Origin of the sequence: Grimontia kaedaensis (genome assembly GCF_023746615.1) — a bacterium.
GTDB classification, from domain to species: domain Bacteria; phylum Pseudomonadota; class Gammaproteobacteria; order Enterobacterales; family Vibrionaceae; genus Enterovibrio; species Enterovibrio kaedaensis.
In genome coordinates this window covers 744060-760586 of the sequence record NZ_CP082276.1, presented here as the reverse complement: position 1 = coordinate 760586, position 16527 = coordinate 744060, and the positions used below count along the sequence as shown (strand labels likewise).

Sequence of the window (16527 nt, the reverse complement as noted above, 5' to 3'; positions counted from 1 at the left end):
TATACGTATGTCGTAATGTCTAACAGACAACCTCAATCTACGACGGTTTAATTATCTCTATAGTCGCGCATTAAATAAATTAATAGTGACGCTATGTTGCGGTAATCAAATGGTCTTTTTCGTACTACAGAACGGAAAAATCCCATGCATTGAGATAGGATTTTTCCCCCTTTTGTCTACAGTCTATTTCTATAACCGTCTAATTAGACAGCATGTTCTCGCTGGCAAAAATCAATGCTGTATCAATTCTCTTATAGAGTTTATCTAAGTGCCCACCTTCGAAAAGGGATTCTTTTACTTCATAGCCTTTGGCTTGATATAGCTTTGTGAAGTTAGTGAAATCTCTCACCGCTTCTTCACCTTCCTTAACTCCAAGCTCTGTGTAAATAGGCATAGAAAAGCTCTCATCTTCATAACGTTCTAACTTGTTACTCAGAGCTAAACCACTAAGTTTTTCAAATGCCACACGGTTAATACTCTCTGGAAGGTAGGTAGGCTTATAGTTTTCGTCTGCAGTAAACAGCGCTGCCATCGAAATGATGGCCTGTCCAAAATGTGGAAGTTCATCAAACGACTCAACGCTCACCATTTGCTGCTTTTGTGCATCATAAAATTGTTTAAAAAGTGCATAGTCTCCAGGCTGAAGCAGCCCAGTAGGTGGGCTAAGCGCTATTACGCTACCAAAAATATCTGGATTAGCCAGACCTATATCGATGGCACCATATGCACCCATTGAGTGGCCAGCAAGGGCACGGCTTTTGGGATTTTTGATCGTTCTGTATTGAATATCTATATGATCAACTAAATCAGTTCGAATGAAGTCGGCCCAGTCTCCCGTCAACCGGTTATTTTGATACCAAGCGGCCCGGTACATGGTGTTTGTATCCGGAACCACAACGATCATTTCGCTCACCCTATTTTTGGCAACCAGAGCGTCCATGGAGCGTTTAATATTGGGTTCCAGAATTGAAGACGCAAAAAATCCCTGTGCGGTCCCACCAAAGCCATGAAGAAAATACACAACGGGGTATTTTTTATGCGGCTTTTTTCTGTAGTCAGTTGGCAAGTATACCAGCGCGCTTTGTGTCTTTTCCTGCTCTACCATTGCGTTTTTTAATGATTCGGCTGGAACACTAACTTCTTCGATTTCGCTGGCATTTACAACGCATACCTTTATTACAAATAGGGCAGAGAAAAACAGTGATTGTTTGGTCATATGTCGCTCCTCTACGTACAAGTTCAAAATACTTTAATGTCCACCCCTGTCGCATAAAAGAAACAATATCAGGACATAATGTTCTATTACTGCAACATTAAGATTCATCCACCTCTGGAATAGCTGGATTTAATCATCGAGTAGGACGCCAAACTTTGATAAACCTGAATGACCTAATGATGTTCTTAGCAACCGCAGAGTTAGGGAGTCTAAATGAGGCAGCAAAAGCTCATGGGATGAGCAAATCGAAATTTAGCAGGAGAATTTCTCAGCTAGAGGAAGACCTTGGGGTCAAACTGTTTCATCGTGTGAGCAACCGGCTACTACTCACTCAAGCAGGTATGGATTACCAACAGTACTGCTCAGATTGGTATCACCTTAGCAAGCAACTTCCAGGACGAGAATTAGTAGAAAATAGAGGGTATTCTGGACGGATTCGATTAAGTATACCTATTGATCTTGCCACCACATCTTTTACTCGTATCCTCAACTACTTCTGCGAACTCTATCCCGATGTCGAGATCGATTGCGCAATAGCATCGGATTATTCCCAACTAGCCATCGAATCTTATGATGTGGCTTTCATCATCAATGAGTTACCTTTAGTCGATGCTAATTATATCGTACAGAAGCTCGCGACGCTGGAAAGTGGCTTATATATTTCTCCGTGTGCGATGAAAGCGATAGGAAAGCCTAAATCGATTTCAGATTTAGCGAATTTCCCTTGTATCTCACATGCTTCAAAGACACATTGGACATTTAAGGGAAAACAAGGGCATGAGTTATTTGAAGTAAAGCGACGTTTTTCTATTGATAGCATTACCGCTCAGCTCATAGCTGCAAAAGACCATCTAGGACTGGTACGCCTACCCAAGTTTTACGCAAAACAGTCGGTAGCAAACAGAGAACTCACAGAAATTCATCTTGATAAACCTTTGCAGCCATTCGAGCTATTTATCGTTTACCAAGAGCGCACGCTGCTATCACGAAAAGTACGTACATTGATAGAGTTTATGAAGGAAAGAAAAAAGGAGCTGTCGGACCCTGAGCTGTAAATATCAGAATAATGGCCTATCAGCACCGCAAGAACAGAATGGAGTTTTTGTCTGGCGATGATTCAGTGAATGTCGTATTCACTCACTTTCAATTGAGAGTCGACATGATAGAGGCACTTTGCCATCTTGCCCACCAAAATGCAGGAATTGCGATCTTGCCTCAGCACATCGCTGAACCAGGATTGAGATCCGGTGCCTTAGTACAACTTTTCCCTAATTGGTCGCTTCGCGAGCTGGGACGCTATACGGTTTGTCCGGATGAAGCCTGAAGAGAGAATCTAACGCTCTTGTTGGCTCGGTTTTGGCAGACCAGCTCGCGGAATGAGCACATAAACAAACGCCCCTATTCTATTAGGGGCGTTTGACTTAATAGCGCTATTTGCAGTGGAAGTTTAACGCGCCAATTTACCTAAAGCTTCTGCCACCATATCGACATTACCAATACCACCGGATGGCAAATAGCCACTACCGGAGAATCCCGTGAATGCTGACGGCATTTCACCAATAAGCTCACTCATGGTCGTCCCGGGTTTCGCTGCTACGTATACGTTCGGGCCAGCAGTTTCTGTGAACGTCTGATCCATCACTAAGTTGCTGAGAGCTGAAATGCGTTTTTTGCGATCAACACTCCACCAGTTCGCCACAAAGTTTGCGCCCCCAGGGTGACATTCGGCCGTGGCTTCAACTACCTCGCCGAATATGCTAAATGAATAGTCATGACTACCCGGCACACTCACACTGAGCTGTGCAACATCACAGGTACCCGGCGTGGTATCAACCTGCGCGTTAATCATGTGCTTATTAAACATCGCAGTTTTCATACCCATTCTTTTCATCGCGCCGTAATATGCAGGAGAAGAGGTTTGATAGCTCAATGCGAATATATTGAAATCAGCGCCGTTCGAACCGTCGTTATTAAACGTCGTCGCAGGTAGATTGGATGTATTGATTGGTGTGCCCACATGAGCAAATGCGACATTCTCATCAGTAAATACTCGGCCCTTGGCATCTGTCACTTGAATGACTTCGCACTGCAAAGAACGAATAATCAGCATGCCGAGGTTGTCTGAACCTTCGAACACAAACCCCATATCTGAAAGGCTGTTTACTGTAATGTCTGACGGAACCAGCGAAATCAGCGCATCCTTCTGTACAGCTATACCTCCCGCAATTTCCCGACAGTTCGAGAAATCTACATCAGAGTTGCTGAAGCGCTTACCTTTATAAGACGGTTTGTGAGATTTCACAGTGTCAGTGCCTTTTGGGCTTCCTTCTTTCGCCATAACCCCCGGAGCAAGTGCCATTGAAGTAACAAGCGCTGTTGCTAAGGTGACTTTATTGATTGTCATGCGAACTCCTTATCCATAGTCGTACTGTTTGTTGTACAGAAACCAATCTACAGCACCGTCATTAGCAACATAATCCGGCATTAAATAAACTAATAGTTCTGGAAATAAGCACTAATCCATTTCGGTATATTCGACTAAGCCACCGCCTTAGGCTATGTGTTTTCGCATACAAAAAACCCGCATTGGGCTGCGGGTTTTATCGGAGTAAATAGGAGAGTTAACTTGCTAGATTGGAGAAACAGCGCCCTCAAAGTGACGCAATATTTCATCTAATTCTGCGGTAAGGCTTGTATCTCTTATGGCTTTTTTTTCCTGGTCAAAGTTGTCATAGAAACTCGGTAAACTAAATGTTCCGACGACATTGCCACCAAAATGCGGAGCCCCTTCTTTAGCCAACTTCAGTACTGTTTTTGCGCCACCAGGACCAGGGGATGTCGCAAGTAAGACAATCGACTTTCCTTGATAAACATTTCTATCGATACGACTTAGCCAATCAAATTGGTTCTTAAATGCCACCGTAAAATTGCCATTGTGCTCAGCAAATGACACTAAGATTACGTCGGCATTTTCTATCCGCTTCTGAAAAGCGTAGGCACATCTCGGAATGCCATAATCCTCTTCCAAATCGCTATTGTAGATAGGTAAATCAAAGTCATTAATTTCTACATAGTCGACATCAGCGTTCTTTATCTTTCCCGCCGCATATTGGACGAGTTCCTTGTTAATTGATTTACGGCTGTTTGTTGCAGCAAAAGCGAGTATTTTCATCGTTTTATCTCGTTCAATAATGATACTTGGCACAATCTAGGTCGGTCTGGCCTAATTCTCCGGCTTGATAGCGGGCAACAACCTCATTGATTTCTTGTTGCGAGCTCATTGCAAACGGTCCTTTCTGGACAAAGCTCTCGTTAATGATTTCTCCAGACAGCAGCGCAAAATGGCTCTGCTTCTTGTTATCACCACGGACTTTCAACACGGAAACGTCTTTAGGGACGATTGAGACAGACTCGCCTTGATCCAGAACATGCCATTCGTCGTCCAATTGATACTCGATGTTTCCTTCCACGGCATAAAGCCAAGCATTGAAGCCATATGGAATTTGGTGTTCAAAAGCTGAACGCTCATCGGCAAAACCATCAAGAATGGTAAACGGCCATACCGAGGAAGCCTGTGTTTTTGCGCGGTTACTTTCTCCAAGTACCAGTCTCACTCGATACCCTTCTCCCACCAGCATAGGCATATCCTCTCGCTTCACATGAAGAGAGCTTGGCGATTCATGTTTCAGCGTTGCCGGGAGGTTAACGAAGATCTGCAAACCATGAATTTTCGCACCAAGTCTTGGTGCTTCGTCATGAACCGCGCCACGACCGGCGTTCAACCAATAGAGATCACCTGCATGAATATCGAAGTCGTTGCCTAGCGAATCGCGGTTGTTGAATTTGCCTTCTGTGTCTTCAAACAGCACGGAAACCGCTGAGATACCAGCATGTGGGTGCGCGCCGAATGTCGGTACTGTCATGGTGTAATGGTCAACCATGATGATTGGGTCCATCGCCCCTTCAAATTGCGTATGACGAAAACCAAGACCCGTGAATCCTTCACCAATATTCAATGGGCTGCCAGTCACATGCTTATCCGAGACAGTACTCTGGTTTAATTGGATTGCTGAATGTGTCATTGCTCTACTCCGTTCTATTTGTTGGCCTAAAAACAATGTAACCAGTTGGATTTCGGATAAAAACCGCTAGAATTTGAACTCTACGTTCCATAAATAGGACGATAAAATGAAAGTCGACTTGAATGACTACTTTTACTTTGTGCATGTCGTTGAGAAAAAGGGATACACTGCCGCCGCTAAAGCGTTAGATATGCCAAAGTCGCGGTTGAGCCGACATGTTGTACAGCTGGAAGAGCGCTTAGGTGTCAGGTTATTGCAGCGAACGTCCCGCAATGTTGCGGTCACAGAAGAGGGCAAGAGCTTCTACCAGCATGCCCGAAAGTTGGTAGATACCTTAGAACTTGCCGAAGCTGCCATGGATAACCGCAGTGGGAAACTCACAGGGAAAGTGGTCATTAGTTGCTCAACAGGTGTTGCTCAATTTGCCTTACTCAGCATTGTGACCGAGTTTGCCAAGCTACACCCCAAAGTGCATATCGAACAACGTGTCACAAACGCAATGGAAGATCTTGTGGCCGAAGGCATTGATATTGCTATCCGCGGACATAGCGCAGAGCTACCTGACTCCAGTCTCATCCAACGATTTATTACTAATGTGGAATGGCAGTTCTACTGTTCGCCCCGTTACCTTGATACGCTTCAACAGTTAAACACGCCCTACGATCTTGCTGATTGTCAGTTTTTAAAAGTTGGCAGAAGCGGTTCCAAAGACGCGATTCCACTCATGAACCGTGATGGTCTCCGTACCCACCAAACATCCAATATCGCTTTGTGCTCAGAAGATATGTCCACCATAAGACAAGCCGCAATTGAAGGGTTAGGTGTGACTGCACTACCTGACTACGTATGCCGCACTGCATTACAAACGGGAGAGCTAGTGCGTGTTCTGCCCGATTGGCTTTCACAGTCGGCAAGTTTAAGTTTGTTGATGCCTTCAAGGCTGGGCGTACCGCCACATACCAAAGCGTTGGCGGAATTTATTCGAGAGAAGCTGCCCTTGGTGGTTAGTGGTGAACGCCCCTAGAGCAGCCATTTATACATCACAAAGCTATCGACATAGCCCATTCGTGGATGTTTGTAAGCTTTGGGAATGGTACCGATGATATCAAAACCCAGTTTCTGCCAGAGTTTTACTGCCACTTCGTTGCTAGAAACCACGCTGTTAAATTGCATTGCCTTAAAACCAAGCTCTATCGCAACTTGCTGAGAGTGTTCACACATCTGACGGGCAATGCCTTTGCCCCTTGCCTGGTCGGAAACCATATACCCACAATTGCAAATATGACGGCTTGGCCCCATGGCATTAGGCTTGATGTAGTAAGTGCCAAGGACAACGTTATCCTCAACGAAAACAAGTGTTTTCAGTGGCACTTCGCACCAAAGCTGATAAGCCTGTTCGACAGTCATATCCGCATCAAAAGCATAGGTTTCCTCTGCCTGAATGACACTGGAGAATGTCGGCCAGAAGGATTGGAAGTCTTGAGGGGTTATTTCGCGGATCATGGCATTCACTACTCAGACTATTCAATTGCGATGGGAAATATTTGTTATCAGCATTAATGGTTACTAGTCTCCCCCGCCGAAGTCTCCTCCGAAATCTCCTCCGGGGTCATTTCTGTCTGAACTGTCACGAGACTTTGGGGAATCGTCGCGTGGGCGATTGGGGTCAGTTATATATATGAAGAAGGCGGTGGCGAAAGCAACAAAAAACACAACAACGGACCAAGGCATAAGAAACCCCGAAATCGCGGAGAAGAGTATGCCTATTCCACTTAGAAATACTATTAATAAAGTCATAAACAACCTATCTTACTTTTCAACATCACAATACATTCACAGAGGTTTGGAAATGCGTTTGGGAGATACCTAACACCATATTTACCTCCACTTTCAATCCGCATGCTTTACGCCGCATCCTCTCAGCACCAAATTCACCAGAAATTCTGCCGCATCTTCGAAGTCTTGATCTTCTAATTCAAACTGACCACTGACCTGACAAATCTGCCAGTTAAAGTCTGCGTAAGTTTGGGTTGAAGACCAGAGCATAAACATCAGATGCTTGGGAGGTACAGGTTCCATCCAACCCTGTTCAATCCAGTATTCGAACTTGTTCAGAATCATTCGAGATTGATCCATCAAGGATTCTGCAATGTCACTTGGGAGGTGGGGTGCGCCAGCCATCACTTCAGCAGCAAAAGTCTTCGAAGCGGCGGCGTATTCTTTAGATATACGCAGTTTGGTACGGATATATTGGGTAAGCGCATCTCGCGGGTCGTTGAGCTGCTCGATAGGGTAAGACGCTTCGAGCAACGGCTGGGTGACACTTTCCAGCACTGCACGATAAAGATTGTCTTTGGTATTGAAATAGTAATAGAGGTTGGGCTTAGGAATTTCGGCGCGTTGGGCAATTTCGGCTGTCGTCGTTGCTGCATAGCCTTTTTCTGCGAACAGTTGACTGGCGACTTCGATTATCTTTTCCTGATTTTTTGTCCTGATGCGTGACATTGACCGTCCGTGGATTCACTAAAGCGTGTAATCACAACTTTAATGAATCCTAGACAATTCATCCAGTGAATCACTCTGGTAATATCAATATTGCTCTGAAGTCATTCACATTGGTGCGTGTTGGCCCGGTAAAAATCAAGCCGCTAAGCGCTTCAAAAAAACCATAACTGTCGTTGTTAGCCAGGTAAGGTTCGGGTGACAGTTTCTTCTCTGCAGCGGCGACATAAAATTCCGGTTTCAACTCTGCTCCGGCATTGTCTTCCACACCATCAATGCCATCTGTATCGCAGGCCAACGCATAAATTCTGCCCCGTATCGCGGGCTCTTTCTCAAGCGCTTGATAGAGTGATAACAGAAACTCACAATTGCGCCCTCCACGACCATTACCTTTGACTGTTACCGTGGTTTCACCGCCAGAGAGGATGACGCAAGGAGCAGGGAAAGGCTGATCATGTTTAGCTGCACTGCTTGCCATAGCTGCATGCACCAGTGCGACATACCTTGATTCTCCCTCCAGAGTATCTCCCAGAATGTAAGCGGGTATCCCTAGCGATTCCGATAAAATCTGCGCAGCAGTCAGAGATTCGAAAGGCGTTGAAATAATCTCAAAACGGCTTTTTGACAGTCTCTCGTCACCGGCTTTTGGGGTTTCAGATGCTTCGCTTTCCAGCCATGAAGTGACATTGTCACTTACTGGGATGTCATATTTATTCAATACGTTAATAGCATCAAAACGTGTCGTCGGGTCTGCGACTGTCGGACCTGATGCGATAACATCTGCGGCATCTCCCGGCACATCAGATATCGCAAGCGTAAGCACACTTGCAGGGTAAGCCGCTTGTGCCAGCTTCCCTCCTTTTACAGCCGAAAGATGCTTTCTTACACAGTTCATTTCATTGATGGCAGCTCCCGATTTCAACAGGGCTTTGTTGATGTCCTGTTTCTCGGAAAAGTCGATGCCAGGTGCAGGTAAGCTTAATAAAGCTGAGCCTCCGCCGGATAGCAAACATATCACCGTGTCATTTTCATCAAGGTTCGTGACCAAATTTAGGATGAGCTTCGCGACTTTCTCTCCTTCACCATCAGGAACCGGGTGTGACGCTTCCAATACTTCGATGTGCTTACAAGGTGCGCCATGTAAATAACGTGTGACAACAACGCCACTTATCGGCCCATCCCATTCATCTTCCAACGCTTGAGCCATTGAAGCAGCCGCTTTACCTGCACCGATCACAACTAAATTTCCCGAGCGGTCTTCAGGCAGATACTTACCAATATTTCCATAAGGAAGGGCTGAATCAACCGCAGCGCCGAACAATTTCCGGAGAAATATCGAGGGCGATAAAGCTCCAACAAATGTCTTTTCTGATTCAGAATATTTTATTAGGTTTTCTTCGCCTTCCTTGAACACTTCCTGCTGATCCATTGCTTATCTCCATAGAAAAAAAAGCCCGTCGTGAAAGAAGCGGGCAAAATACTAAGGACCTGTAAAACGTAAACTCAAGTTGGAGGTACTCCAAGCAGCGAAAAGCTGGACACTTCAAACTGCTTGGTATGGTTCACGGCGTTATTCGCCGCGGATGTTGTGGTTAGAAAGCGATTCAATGGCTTTGATAAGCGCAGAGTGATCCCAATCTTCCCCACCTTGCTCAGCACATAAGCTAAATAGCTCTTGTGCGGATTTTGTATTCGGCAGTGAAACGCCAAGCGTTTCAGCCCCTGTTAATGCTAAGTTCAAATCTTTCTGATGCAGGCGGATTCTAAAACCAGGGTCAAAGGTTCCTTTCACCATGCGCTCTCCATGAACTTCCAGCACTTTAGAATTGGCAAAGCCACCCAGTAGCGCGTTACGGATCCTCGCCGGATCTGCGCCTGCTTTAGAGGCAAACACCAGTGCTTCAGATACGGCTTCAATATTCAGTGCCACAATGATTTGGTTGGCAACCTTACACACCTGACCTGCACCGTTATCACCTACCAGATTGATGTTTTTCCCCATAGCACCAAACAGCGGCAATGCTTTTTCGAACGTGCCTTCTTCGCCACCCACCATGATGGTCAAGGTGGCATTGATGGCGCCGACTTCACCACCAGAAACAGGCGCATCAAGGTAAGCAGCGCCACTTTCGTTGACCCGCGCAGCAAAGCTTTGGGTATCAATGGGAGAAATAGAACTCATGTCGATGACTGTCTTTGTGGCATCCAGCACTGGCTCTATACCATCTTCACCAAACAGAACATCTTCGACATCTGGTGTGTTTGGCACCATCACGATAATGAAATCCGCGTCATTAACCGCTTCACGATTCGAAGGATAGGTTTTTGCACCACCTTCGACTAATGAAGCAGGTGCCCTTGTACGGCTTTCTGACAAATTGAGTTGATACCCGGCTTTTTGTAGGTTTTCAGCCATTGGCTTACCCATGATGCCGGTGCCGATAAATGCGATAGTTGTCATTCCATTACTCCTCATTTTGTCCGTATGTATGAAGCCATTTCATGCCTTCTTCGGTGGTGGTAGCCGGCTTATATTCGCACCCAACCCAACCCTCATAGCCAATAGAATCTAAGTGGCTGAACAGGAAATGGTAGTTCAGCTCCCCGGTCCCAGGCTCATGACGGCCGGGATTATCTGCAAGCTGAACATGCCCAATACGGTCTAACGTCGAGCTTAAGGTTTGGGCAATATCCCCTTCCATAATTTGCATGTGGTAGATATCGTACTGCAGTGAAAGGTTGTCACTCCCGACAGCATCGCAAATCCGAACTGCCTGTTTGGTATTGGTAAGCGCAAAGCCGGGGATATCCCTTGTATTGATTGCTTCCAGAACCAACCGGATACCTGCCTTTTCCAACTGAGCATTCGCAAATTTCAGGTTTTCAATCAGAGTCTCTTCAGCTTGGTCCTGACTCACACCCGAAGGAACAATCCCAGCGAGACAGTTCACTTGCTCACAGTTCAATACATTTGCGTATTCAATCGCGAGTGCAACGCCTGCCCGGAACTCATCAACACGTGCTGGGTCCGCTGCAATCCCGCGATCTCCCGCGTCCCAATCCCCTGCAGGTAGGTTAAACAACACTTGCTTCAGATGGTTGCGGTCCAGTTCTGCCTTCAGCTCATAGGCATCAAATGCGTACGGAAACAGGTACTCCACTCCCTTAAAACCGAAGTTTGCCGCGGCGTTAAAGCGCTCGATGAAAGGCAGTTCAGTAAATAACATTGATAAATTGGCAGCTAACTTTGGCATTTCAATTTCCTTATTCCATAAGAACCAAACAGTTATTGGCGATTGGCTGCCAATGCAGTAGGCGCATCAGCAATAGAGTCAGCCAGAGATTCAAATTCATTCACAGAGTCAATCTCTACACCCATGGAGATATTGGTGACTTTCTCTAAAATGATTTCTACAACAACCGGCACACGATGCTTAGCCATCAAGGCCTTTGCCTCTTCAAACGCCAACGCAATTTGTTCTGGGTCGGTAACACGCAGTGCCTTACAACCCAACCCTTCCACCACGGTCACATGATCGACACCATAATCGGCAAGTTCAGGTGCATTCTGGTTTTCAAAAGCCAACTGTACGCAGTAGTCGATATCGAATTGACGCTGCGCCTGACGGATAAGCCCCAGGTAAGAGTTGTTCACCAACACATGGATGTAAGGAAGGTTGAACTGGGCACCAACAGCGAGTTCTTCAATCATGAACTGGAAGTCGTAATCACCTGAAATAGCGACAATTTGGCGCTCAGGATCCGCAGCACGAACACCTAGTGCGGCAGGCACGGTCCAGCCTAAAGGTCCGGCTTGACCGCAGTTGATCCAATGACGAGGTTTATAAACATGTAGAAATTGAGCAGCAGCTATTTGAGACAAACCTATGGTGCTGACATAACAGGTTTCACGATCAAACGCGCGGTTCATCTCTTCATAAACACGCATTGGTTTAACTGGCTGTTCGGTATAGTGGGTTTTTCGCAGCATGGTAGCTTTGCGCTGCTGACAATCTCCAACCCATGAAGAGTGATCGTTCAGTTTCCCTTGCGCTTTCCATTCTTTTGCTACTTCGATCAGCACAGTAAGCGCTTGGTAGGCATCAGACACGATGCCCAGATCCGGACAGAACACGCGCCCGATTTGGGTTGGTTCAATGTCGATGTGAACGAACTTACGCCCTTCGGTATACACATCGACCGAGCCCGTATGCCGATTTGCCCAACGGTTACCGATACCAAAAACCACATCAGACGCCAGCAATGATGCATTACCATAGCGGTGGGATGTTTGAAGTCCAACCATACCTGCCATCAACTCGTGGTCATCTGCAATAGAGCCCCAGCCCATCAAAGTTGGAATAACCGGTACCCCAATGACTTCGGCAAACTCCTGTAAAAGTGCTGAAGCATTTGCATTGATCACACCGCCGCCAGAAACGATCAGTGGACGTTCAGCTTCATTTATCATCGCCAAAGCAGTTTCCGCTTGATTGCGCGAGATAGAAGGCTTGTAAGGCTCAAGTGGCTCATAAGTGTCGATATCAAATTCAATTTCGGCCAGTTGAACATCTAAAGGTAAGTCAATCAGTACAGGGCCAGGGCGACCTGAGCGCATCACCTGAAAAGCATGTTGAATTGCTCGTGGAACCTGTGCGGGTTCTAAAACCGTTGAACACCACTTAGTCACAGGACTTGCTATGGATTCAATGTCTACCGCCTGGAAGTCTTCTTTGTGCAATCTAGCACGCGGCGCCTGTCCGGTAATGCAAAGAATCGGAATTGAGTCTGCCTGTGCAGAGTAAAGCCCAGTGATCATATCCGTCCCCGCAGGGCCCGAAGTCCCTATGCAAACACCGACGTTCCCGGGGTTAGCTCGAGTGTAGCCCTCAGCCATGTGAGAGGCCCCCTCAACATGGCGGGCAAGTATGTGGTCGATACCTCCCACTTTCTTTAACGCAGAGTAAAAAGGATTTATCGCAGCGCCTGGCACACCAAAGGCTTTCACCACACCTTCTTTCTTCAACACTTCGATCGCTGCATCAATCGCTCTCATCTTTCCCATACAAAACTCCTTTTGTATACAATTTGAGTGTATATTGTATTCTTAGATCGATTGTTTTTTAATCGCAAGGAATTTTTAACAGTTTTAAAACAAGTGAATGAAGCGCAAGGTCGGCAAAATCATTACTAACAGTGCATTAGAAAGAGGTCAGACAAGATACTGAGTAAAAGGAATTTTGGTACCACCCTATTCACAATGCATTAACATTGTGCTTTTATTGTTCTCGATAACGACAAAACAAAATAAACATTATTAGTTTTTTATTGTATACATTTAATCAAAGGATCCTGCCGATGTACGAATTAAACAGTACTTCAGAAAATCGTTCCAGCTCAGCAGCTTGCTCCAGCGTAAAGGTCACTGGGCCTCTGTTCAGTGAAGACGCTAAAAGCATTCTGAGTGCGGACGCATTGAACTTTATATCTGCGCTTTGCCAACAGTTCACGGGACCATTGTCTTCGCTACTGATTGACCGGAAACGTCAACAGGAGACATTCGATGGCGGAGTCCTACCTGATTTCCGCAGCGATACCGCTTACATTCGAGACGATCGAGATTGGAAGGTGGATGATATTCCGGAGTTATTGCTCGACAGGCGTGTTGAGATAACAGGCCCCATTGACCGGAAAATGGTGATCAATGCGCTAAACTCGGGCGCGAACGTATTTATGTGTTGCTTCGAGGATGCCACTTCACCGACCTGGGAAAACATGGTCAATGGCCAAGTCAACATGCGTGATGCCAATGCGGGCATGATTTCTTACAGCGACCCGAAAAATGGCAAGCATTACCAGTTAGCTGATAACCCGGCGACATTGATCCATCGTCCAAGAGGTTTGCACCTTCAGGAATCTCATATTCTTTTCGACGGTAAACCCATACCGGCTAGCCTAATGGATTTCGGGTTGTACTTTTTCCACAATTACCAATCCCGCAAAGCCAGTGGCCAAGGCGTTTACTTCTACTTGCCTAAGCTTCAGTCCATGGAAGAAGCTGCATGGTGGGAATCCGTGTTTGATTTCACCGAAGAGTACTTTTCTGTCGAAACAGGCACGATACGCGCCACTGTTCTCATTGAAACCCTTCCTGCTGTATTCCAAATGGAAGAAATCCTCTACGCAATGCGTAAGCATATCGTGGGCATGAACTGTGGCCGGTGGGACTATATTTTCAGCTACATCAAAACGCTGAAGAATCACATCGATCGCATCTTGCCTGACCGTCATGCCATCGGCATGGATCAGCCTTTCTTAGAGGCGTACAGCAAACGTCTCATCCAAACATGTCACCGCCGTGGAGCACTGGCAATTGGTGGCATGTCGGCCTTTATTCCAGCTAAAGACCCCGACGAGATGGCTCGCGTAACACAGAAGGTAATTGAAGATAAACGCCGTGAAGCGACGAATGGTCATGATGGAACCTGGGTCGCACATCCTTACTTGGTACCACTTGCCCGCGAAATATTTGATGAATACCTCAATGGCGCGACAAACCAACGCCACTTTATTCCTAATGGAAGCTTTAACAGCGAACTGCTTCTTCGACCAAGCCAAGGACCAAAAGATGAGCCTGGTGTAAGAAAGAATATCCGAATCGCAGTGCTTTACATGGAAGCTTGGTTGCGCGGTATCGGTTGCGTACCTATTTACGGGTTAATGGAAGATGCCGCTACAGCGGAAATTTCCCGCGCCAACATTTGGCAATGGCTCAAGCATCAAGTGTCTCTGGACGATGGTCGTCCATTTACCACTGAGCTATTTAGAGCGTGGCTCGATCAAGAGGTGAAAGAAATGAAAGCATCAGCGGGCTATGGTGAAAACAGGAAATTTGATGAAGCGTCGGAGCTCTTTTTCACACTATCAACCGATAGTCATTTTGCGGATTTCCTTACCATTCCTTGCTACGCAAAACTCGAATAACAAGCATTGGCGACTGCTTTAAGTCGCCCTTAAAATCTAGGAGACTTTCAATGGAAAATCTGACGATGATAAAAGCACTGGAAATCACCACTAAGGTGTTCCATGCGGCGCAAGAACGGAAAACCCAGCCGTTAACGGTGGCCATTTTGGATAAAGGCGGCGCACTGATTTCGCTGCAGAGGCAAGACGGCTCAAGCATGATGCGGCCAGAAATTGCGATTGCAAAAGCGTGGGGGGCATTAGCTTTGGGTTGCTCTTCCAGAAAGATTGCGGATGATGCTCAAACCCGCCCTTGCTTTATCTCGTCAGTTGCTACGCTTGCACAGGGAAACCTTGTTCCTGTTCCCGGTGGTGTACTCATCCGAGATGCGGCATCTGAATTGCTCGGTGCAGTAGGAGTGTCAGGCGATATTTCCGATACTGATGAGGCCGTCGCGATTGCCGGCATCATTGCTTCCAGTCTAAAAACTGATGCCGTTCTGGCAAACTGATTTCACCTGCAAACGGCCGGGCTTCTCCGGCCGTTAAGTCTCTATCATCAATTCTCTACCTTGGAACAGTACCCGCCCCGCAAACCGATAAAAGCACCAATACAATAATTGCACCAATGTTGTACAATCACCTTATACCCAAACGACCTGAAGATGCACGCATTCAGAGGTCATCAATGCGTTCAATTCGAGGCAAATTTTACGAGGAATAGTCGTTCTATTTCCGTGGAATTTAACGAAGAAGTGGTCGCATTGAGGCCCTCCCTTCGGGCGAGTTGACTGACGTCGTGCTCTTTGTTGTTCCTTTTTGATGGAGGTGACTACACCTACAAAGGAACGCCGCGATCACAACGCCAGTCAAGCTCGCTGAATCCTGTATCTTCAGGTTGTTTGGGTATGGCTATTCTTATTCAAAACAACACGCATAACCTTTACGTTTTCTTTTAGAACGTTATTTTGCAGCGGACTCGCTAGAGACGGCGAGTCGGGAAAGGAACGACTGTATGACAGGGCTTCTCAAAGCAACGAATAAAAAAACCAAACAGACAAACCCTAAAATGACACAGGATGACATCGTATACGGTCATATTTTTGATGCCATTCTGGAACAACGCCTGCCACCAGGTACCAAACTCAGCGAAGAAGCATTGGGCGAAATCTTCGGAGTCAGCCGAACCATTATTCGTCGTGCGTTACTGCGACTCTCTGTAGAGCAGGTTGTCAGTACCCGTCCAAATCGCGGTTCTATTGTGGCATCGCCAACCGTTGAGGAAGCGATGCAAATCCTCAAAGCGCGTGAAGTGATGGAACTGGCAATTGTCGAGCTTGCAGCAGAAAACGCGACACCGGAACAGATCGTCAAATGCCGCGCCATGGTGGCAGAGGAAAATGAAGCGATTGCGAAAAACGATACGGGACGCAGCATCCGCCTTTCCGGCGAATTTCATATCGAACTCGCTGCAATGGCAAATAATCTTCCTTTGATGAGCTTCCAACGTAGCTTGGTGTCCCAATGTTCACTGATCATTGCTTTGTATGAGTCATCAAAGAAAACGCACTGCTCTTGTGACGAGCACACCCAGCTACTCGATGTGATTGAGGCGGGAGATAAACAAGCGGCTATCGCGCTAATGAAGACCCACCTTGACCATATCAATTCTAAACTGAACCTACATGATGACTCTGGCACACAAGATCTTCATGCTGTGTTTTCGAATGTCTTGAAGAAGAAAGCCTGATACCTCACTCAATC

16 protein-coding genes are annotated in these 16527 nt (G+C 46.4%); 6 read left to right on the top strand and 10 right to left on the bottom strand.

Annotation, left to right across the window (positions count from 1 at the left end):
- Positions 1-199: 199 nt before the first annotated feature.
- On the bottom strand, positions 200-1216 hold the full coding sequence (locus K6Q96_RS20210; RefSeq protein ID WP_251882240.1) for an alpha/beta hydrolase: 1017 nt from the start codon (positions 1214-1216) through the stop codon (positions 200-202).
- Between the two features lie 176 nt (positions 1217-1392).
- On the opposite strand from K6Q96_RS20210, the gene K6Q96_RS20205 reads away from it, so the two are divergent.
- Positions 1393-2271 (top strand): LysR family transcriptional regulator, encoded by an 879-nt coding sequence (locus K6Q96_RS20205; RefSeq protein WP_251882239.1) that lies wholly within the window; start codon positions 1393-1395, stop codon positions 2269-2271.
- A 38-nt stretch (positions 2272-2309) separates the two neighbouring features.
- Positions 2310-2540, top strand: a complete 231-nt coding sequence (locus K6Q96_RS20200) for a LysR substrate-binding domain-containing protein (RefSeq protein WP_251882238.1) — start codon at positions 2310-2312, stop codon at positions 2538-2540.
- A 123-nt stretch (positions 2541-2663) separates the two neighbouring features.
- Here the strand turns inward: K6Q96_RS20200 and K6Q96_RS20195 are convergent, their stop codons facing one another.
- From K6Q96_RS20195 to K6Q96_RS20185, 3 genes are all read right to left on the bottom strand, one after another.
- A complete protein-coding gene (locus tag K6Q96_RS20195) occupies positions 2664-3620 on the bottom strand; it encodes a hypothetical protein (RefSeq protein ID WP_251882237.1) in 957 nt (318 codons plus the stop codon).
- A 225-nt stretch (positions 3621-3845) separates the two neighbouring features.
- Complete coding sequence (locus K6Q96_RS20190; protein WP_251882236.1) at positions 3846-4388, bottom strand: NADPH-dependent FMN reductase; 543 nt, start codon at positions 4386-4388, stop codon at positions 3846-3848.
- 13 nt (positions 4389-4401) lie between these two features.
- The gene (locus tag K6Q96_RS20185) at positions 4402-5298 is read right to left on the bottom strand and encodes a pirin family protein (RefSeq protein WP_251882235.1); all 897 of its coding nucleotides are present in this window, start codon (positions 5296-5298) and stop codon (positions 4402-4404) included.
- Between the two features lie 106 nt (positions 5299-5404).
- On the opposite strand from K6Q96_RS20185, the gene K6Q96_RS20180 reads away from it, so the two are divergent.
- Positions 5405-6322 carry a LysR substrate-binding domain-containing protein gene (locus K6Q96_RS20180; protein ID WP_251882234.1) on the top strand — a complete coding sequence of 306 codons (918 nt, stop codon included), beginning with the start codon at positions 5405-5407 and terminating at the stop codon, positions 6320-6322.
- Here K6Q96_RS20180 and K6Q96_RS20175 read toward each other — a convergent pair.
- The 6 genes from K6Q96_RS20175 to gcl form a co-directional block, all read right to left on the bottom strand.
- Positions 6319-6801: a GNAT family N-acetyltransferase gene (locus tag K6Q96_RS20175; protein ID WP_251882233.1), complete on the bottom strand. Its 483-nt coding sequence runs from the start codon at positions 6799-6801 to the stop codon at positions 6319-6321. The genes K6Q96_RS20180 and K6Q96_RS20175 overlap by 4 nt on opposite strands.
- A 387-nt stretch (positions 6802-7188) precedes the next feature.
- Positions 7189-7803, bottom strand: a complete 615-nt coding sequence (locus K6Q96_RS20170) for a TetR/AcrR family transcriptional regulator (protein ID WP_062664150.1) — start codon at positions 7801-7803, stop codon at positions 7189-7191.
- A 70-nt stretch (positions 7804-7873) separates the two neighbouring features.
- Entirely contained in the window at positions 7874-9229 is a 1356-nt protein-coding gene (locus K6Q96_RS20165; RefSeq protein ID WP_251882232.1) for a glycerate kinase type-2 family protein, read from the bottom strand.
- A 141-nt stretch (positions 9230-9370) separates the two neighbouring features.
- Complete coding sequence (locus tag K6Q96_RS20160) at positions 9371-10261, bottom strand: 2-hydroxy-3-oxopropionate reductase (protein WP_251882231.1); 891 nt, start codon at positions 10259-10261, stop codon at positions 9371-9373.
- A gap of 4 nt (positions 10262-10265) precedes the next feature.
- The gene (hyi, locus tag K6Q96_RS20155; protein WP_251882230.1) at positions 10266-11054 is read right to left on the bottom strand and encodes a hydroxypyruvate isomerase; all 789 of its coding nucleotides are present in this window, start codon (positions 11052-11054) and stop codon (positions 10266-10268) included.
- Positions 11055-11086: 32 nt separating this feature from the next.
- On the bottom strand, positions 11087-12865 hold the full coding sequence (gcl, locus tag K6Q96_RS20150) for a glyoxylate carboligase (protein ID WP_251882229.1): 1779 nt from the start codon (positions 12863-12865) through the stop codon (positions 11087-11089).
- 293 nt (positions 12866-13158) lie between these two features.
- Between gcl and aceB the strand changes: the two genes are divergently transcribed.
- The 3 genes from aceB to K6Q96_RS20135 all read left to right on the top strand — a co-directional run bounded on the left by aceB (position 13159) and on the right by K6Q96_RS20135 (position 16513).
- Entirely contained in the window at positions 13159-14784 is a 1626-nt protein-coding gene (gene aceB / locus K6Q96_RS20145) for a malate synthase A (RefSeq protein ID WP_251882228.1), read from the top strand.
- Positions 14785-14834: 50 nt separating this feature from the next.
- Entirely contained in the window at positions 14835-15275 is a 441-nt protein-coding gene (locus K6Q96_RS20140; RefSeq protein WP_251882227.1) for a GlcG/HbpS family heme-binding protein, read from the top strand.
- A gap of 503 nt (positions 15276-15778) precedes the next feature.
- The gene (locus tag K6Q96_RS20135) at positions 15779-16513 is read left to right on the top strand and encodes a GntR family transcriptional regulator (protein ID WP_251882226.1); all 735 of its coding nucleotides are present in this window, start codon (positions 15779-15781) and stop codon (positions 16511-16513) included.
- The last annotated feature ends 14 nt before the right edge of the window (positions 16514-16527 follow it).

Bases quoted from the DNA above. Each gene is read 5' to 3' on its own strand.
- K6Q96_RS20195 (WP_251882237.1), bottom strand. From the start codon at position 3,620: ATGACAATCAATAAAGTCACCTTAGCAACAGCGCTTGTTACTTCAATG.
- K6Q96_RS20165 (WP_251882232.1), bottom strand. From the start codon at position 9,229: ATGGATCAGCAGGAAGTGTTCAAGGAAGGCGAAGAAAACCTAATAAAA.
- K6Q96_RS20170 (WP_062664150.1), bottom strand. From the start codon at position 7,803: ATGTCACGCATCAGGACAAAAAATCAGGAAAAGATAATCGAAGTCGCC.
- gcl (WP_251882229.1), bottom strand. From the start codon at position 12,865: ATGGGAAAGATGAGAGCGATTGATGCAGCGATCGAAGTGTTGAAGAAA.
- K6Q96_RS20205 (WP_251882239.1), top strand. From the start codon at position 1,393: ATGATGTTCTTAGCAACCGCAGAGTTAGGGAGTCTAAATGAGGCAGCA.
- K6Q96_RS20190 (WP_251882236.1), bottom strand. From the start codon at position 4,388: ATGAAAATACTCGCTTTTGCTGCAACAAACAGCCGTAAATCAATTAAC.
- hyi (WP_251882230.1), bottom strand. From the start codon at position 11,054: ATGCCAAAGTTAGCTGCCAATTTATCAATGTTATTTACTGAACTGCCT.
- K6Q96_RS20185 (WP_251882235.1), bottom strand. From the start codon at position 5,298: ATGACACATTCAGCAATCCAATTAAACCAGAGTACTGTCTCGGATAAG.
- K6Q96_RS20140 (WP_251882227.1), top strand. From the start codon at position 14,835: ATGGAAAATCTGACGATGATAAAAGCACTGGAAATCACCACTAAGGTG.
- aceB (WP_251882228.1), top strand. From the start codon at position 13,159: ATGTACGAATTAAACAGTACTTCAGAAAATCGTTCCAGCTCAGCAGCT.
- K6Q96_RS20135 (WP_251882226.1), top strand. From the start codon at position 15,779: ATGACAGGGCTTCTCAAAGCAACGAATAAAAAAACCAAACAGACAAAC.
- K6Q96_RS20210 (WP_251882240.1), bottom strand. From the start codon at position 1,216: ATGACCAAACAATCACTGTTTTTCTCTGCCCTATTTGTAATAAAGGTA.
- K6Q96_RS20200 (WP_251882238.1), top strand. From the start codon at position 2,310: ATGGAGTTTTTGTCTGGCGATGATTCAGTGAATGTCGTATTCACTCAC.
- K6Q96_RS20175 (WP_251882233.1), bottom strand. From the start codon at position 6,801: ATGATCCGCGAAATAACCCCTCAAGACTTCCAATCCTTCTGGCCGACA.
- K6Q96_RS20180 (WP_251882234.1), top strand. From the start codon at position 5,405: ATGAAAGTCGACTTGAATGACTACTTTTACTTTGTGCATGTCGTTGAG.
- K6Q96_RS20160 (WP_251882231.1), bottom strand. From the start codon at position 10,261: ATGACAACTATCGCATTTATCGGCACCGGCATCATGGGTAAGCCAATG.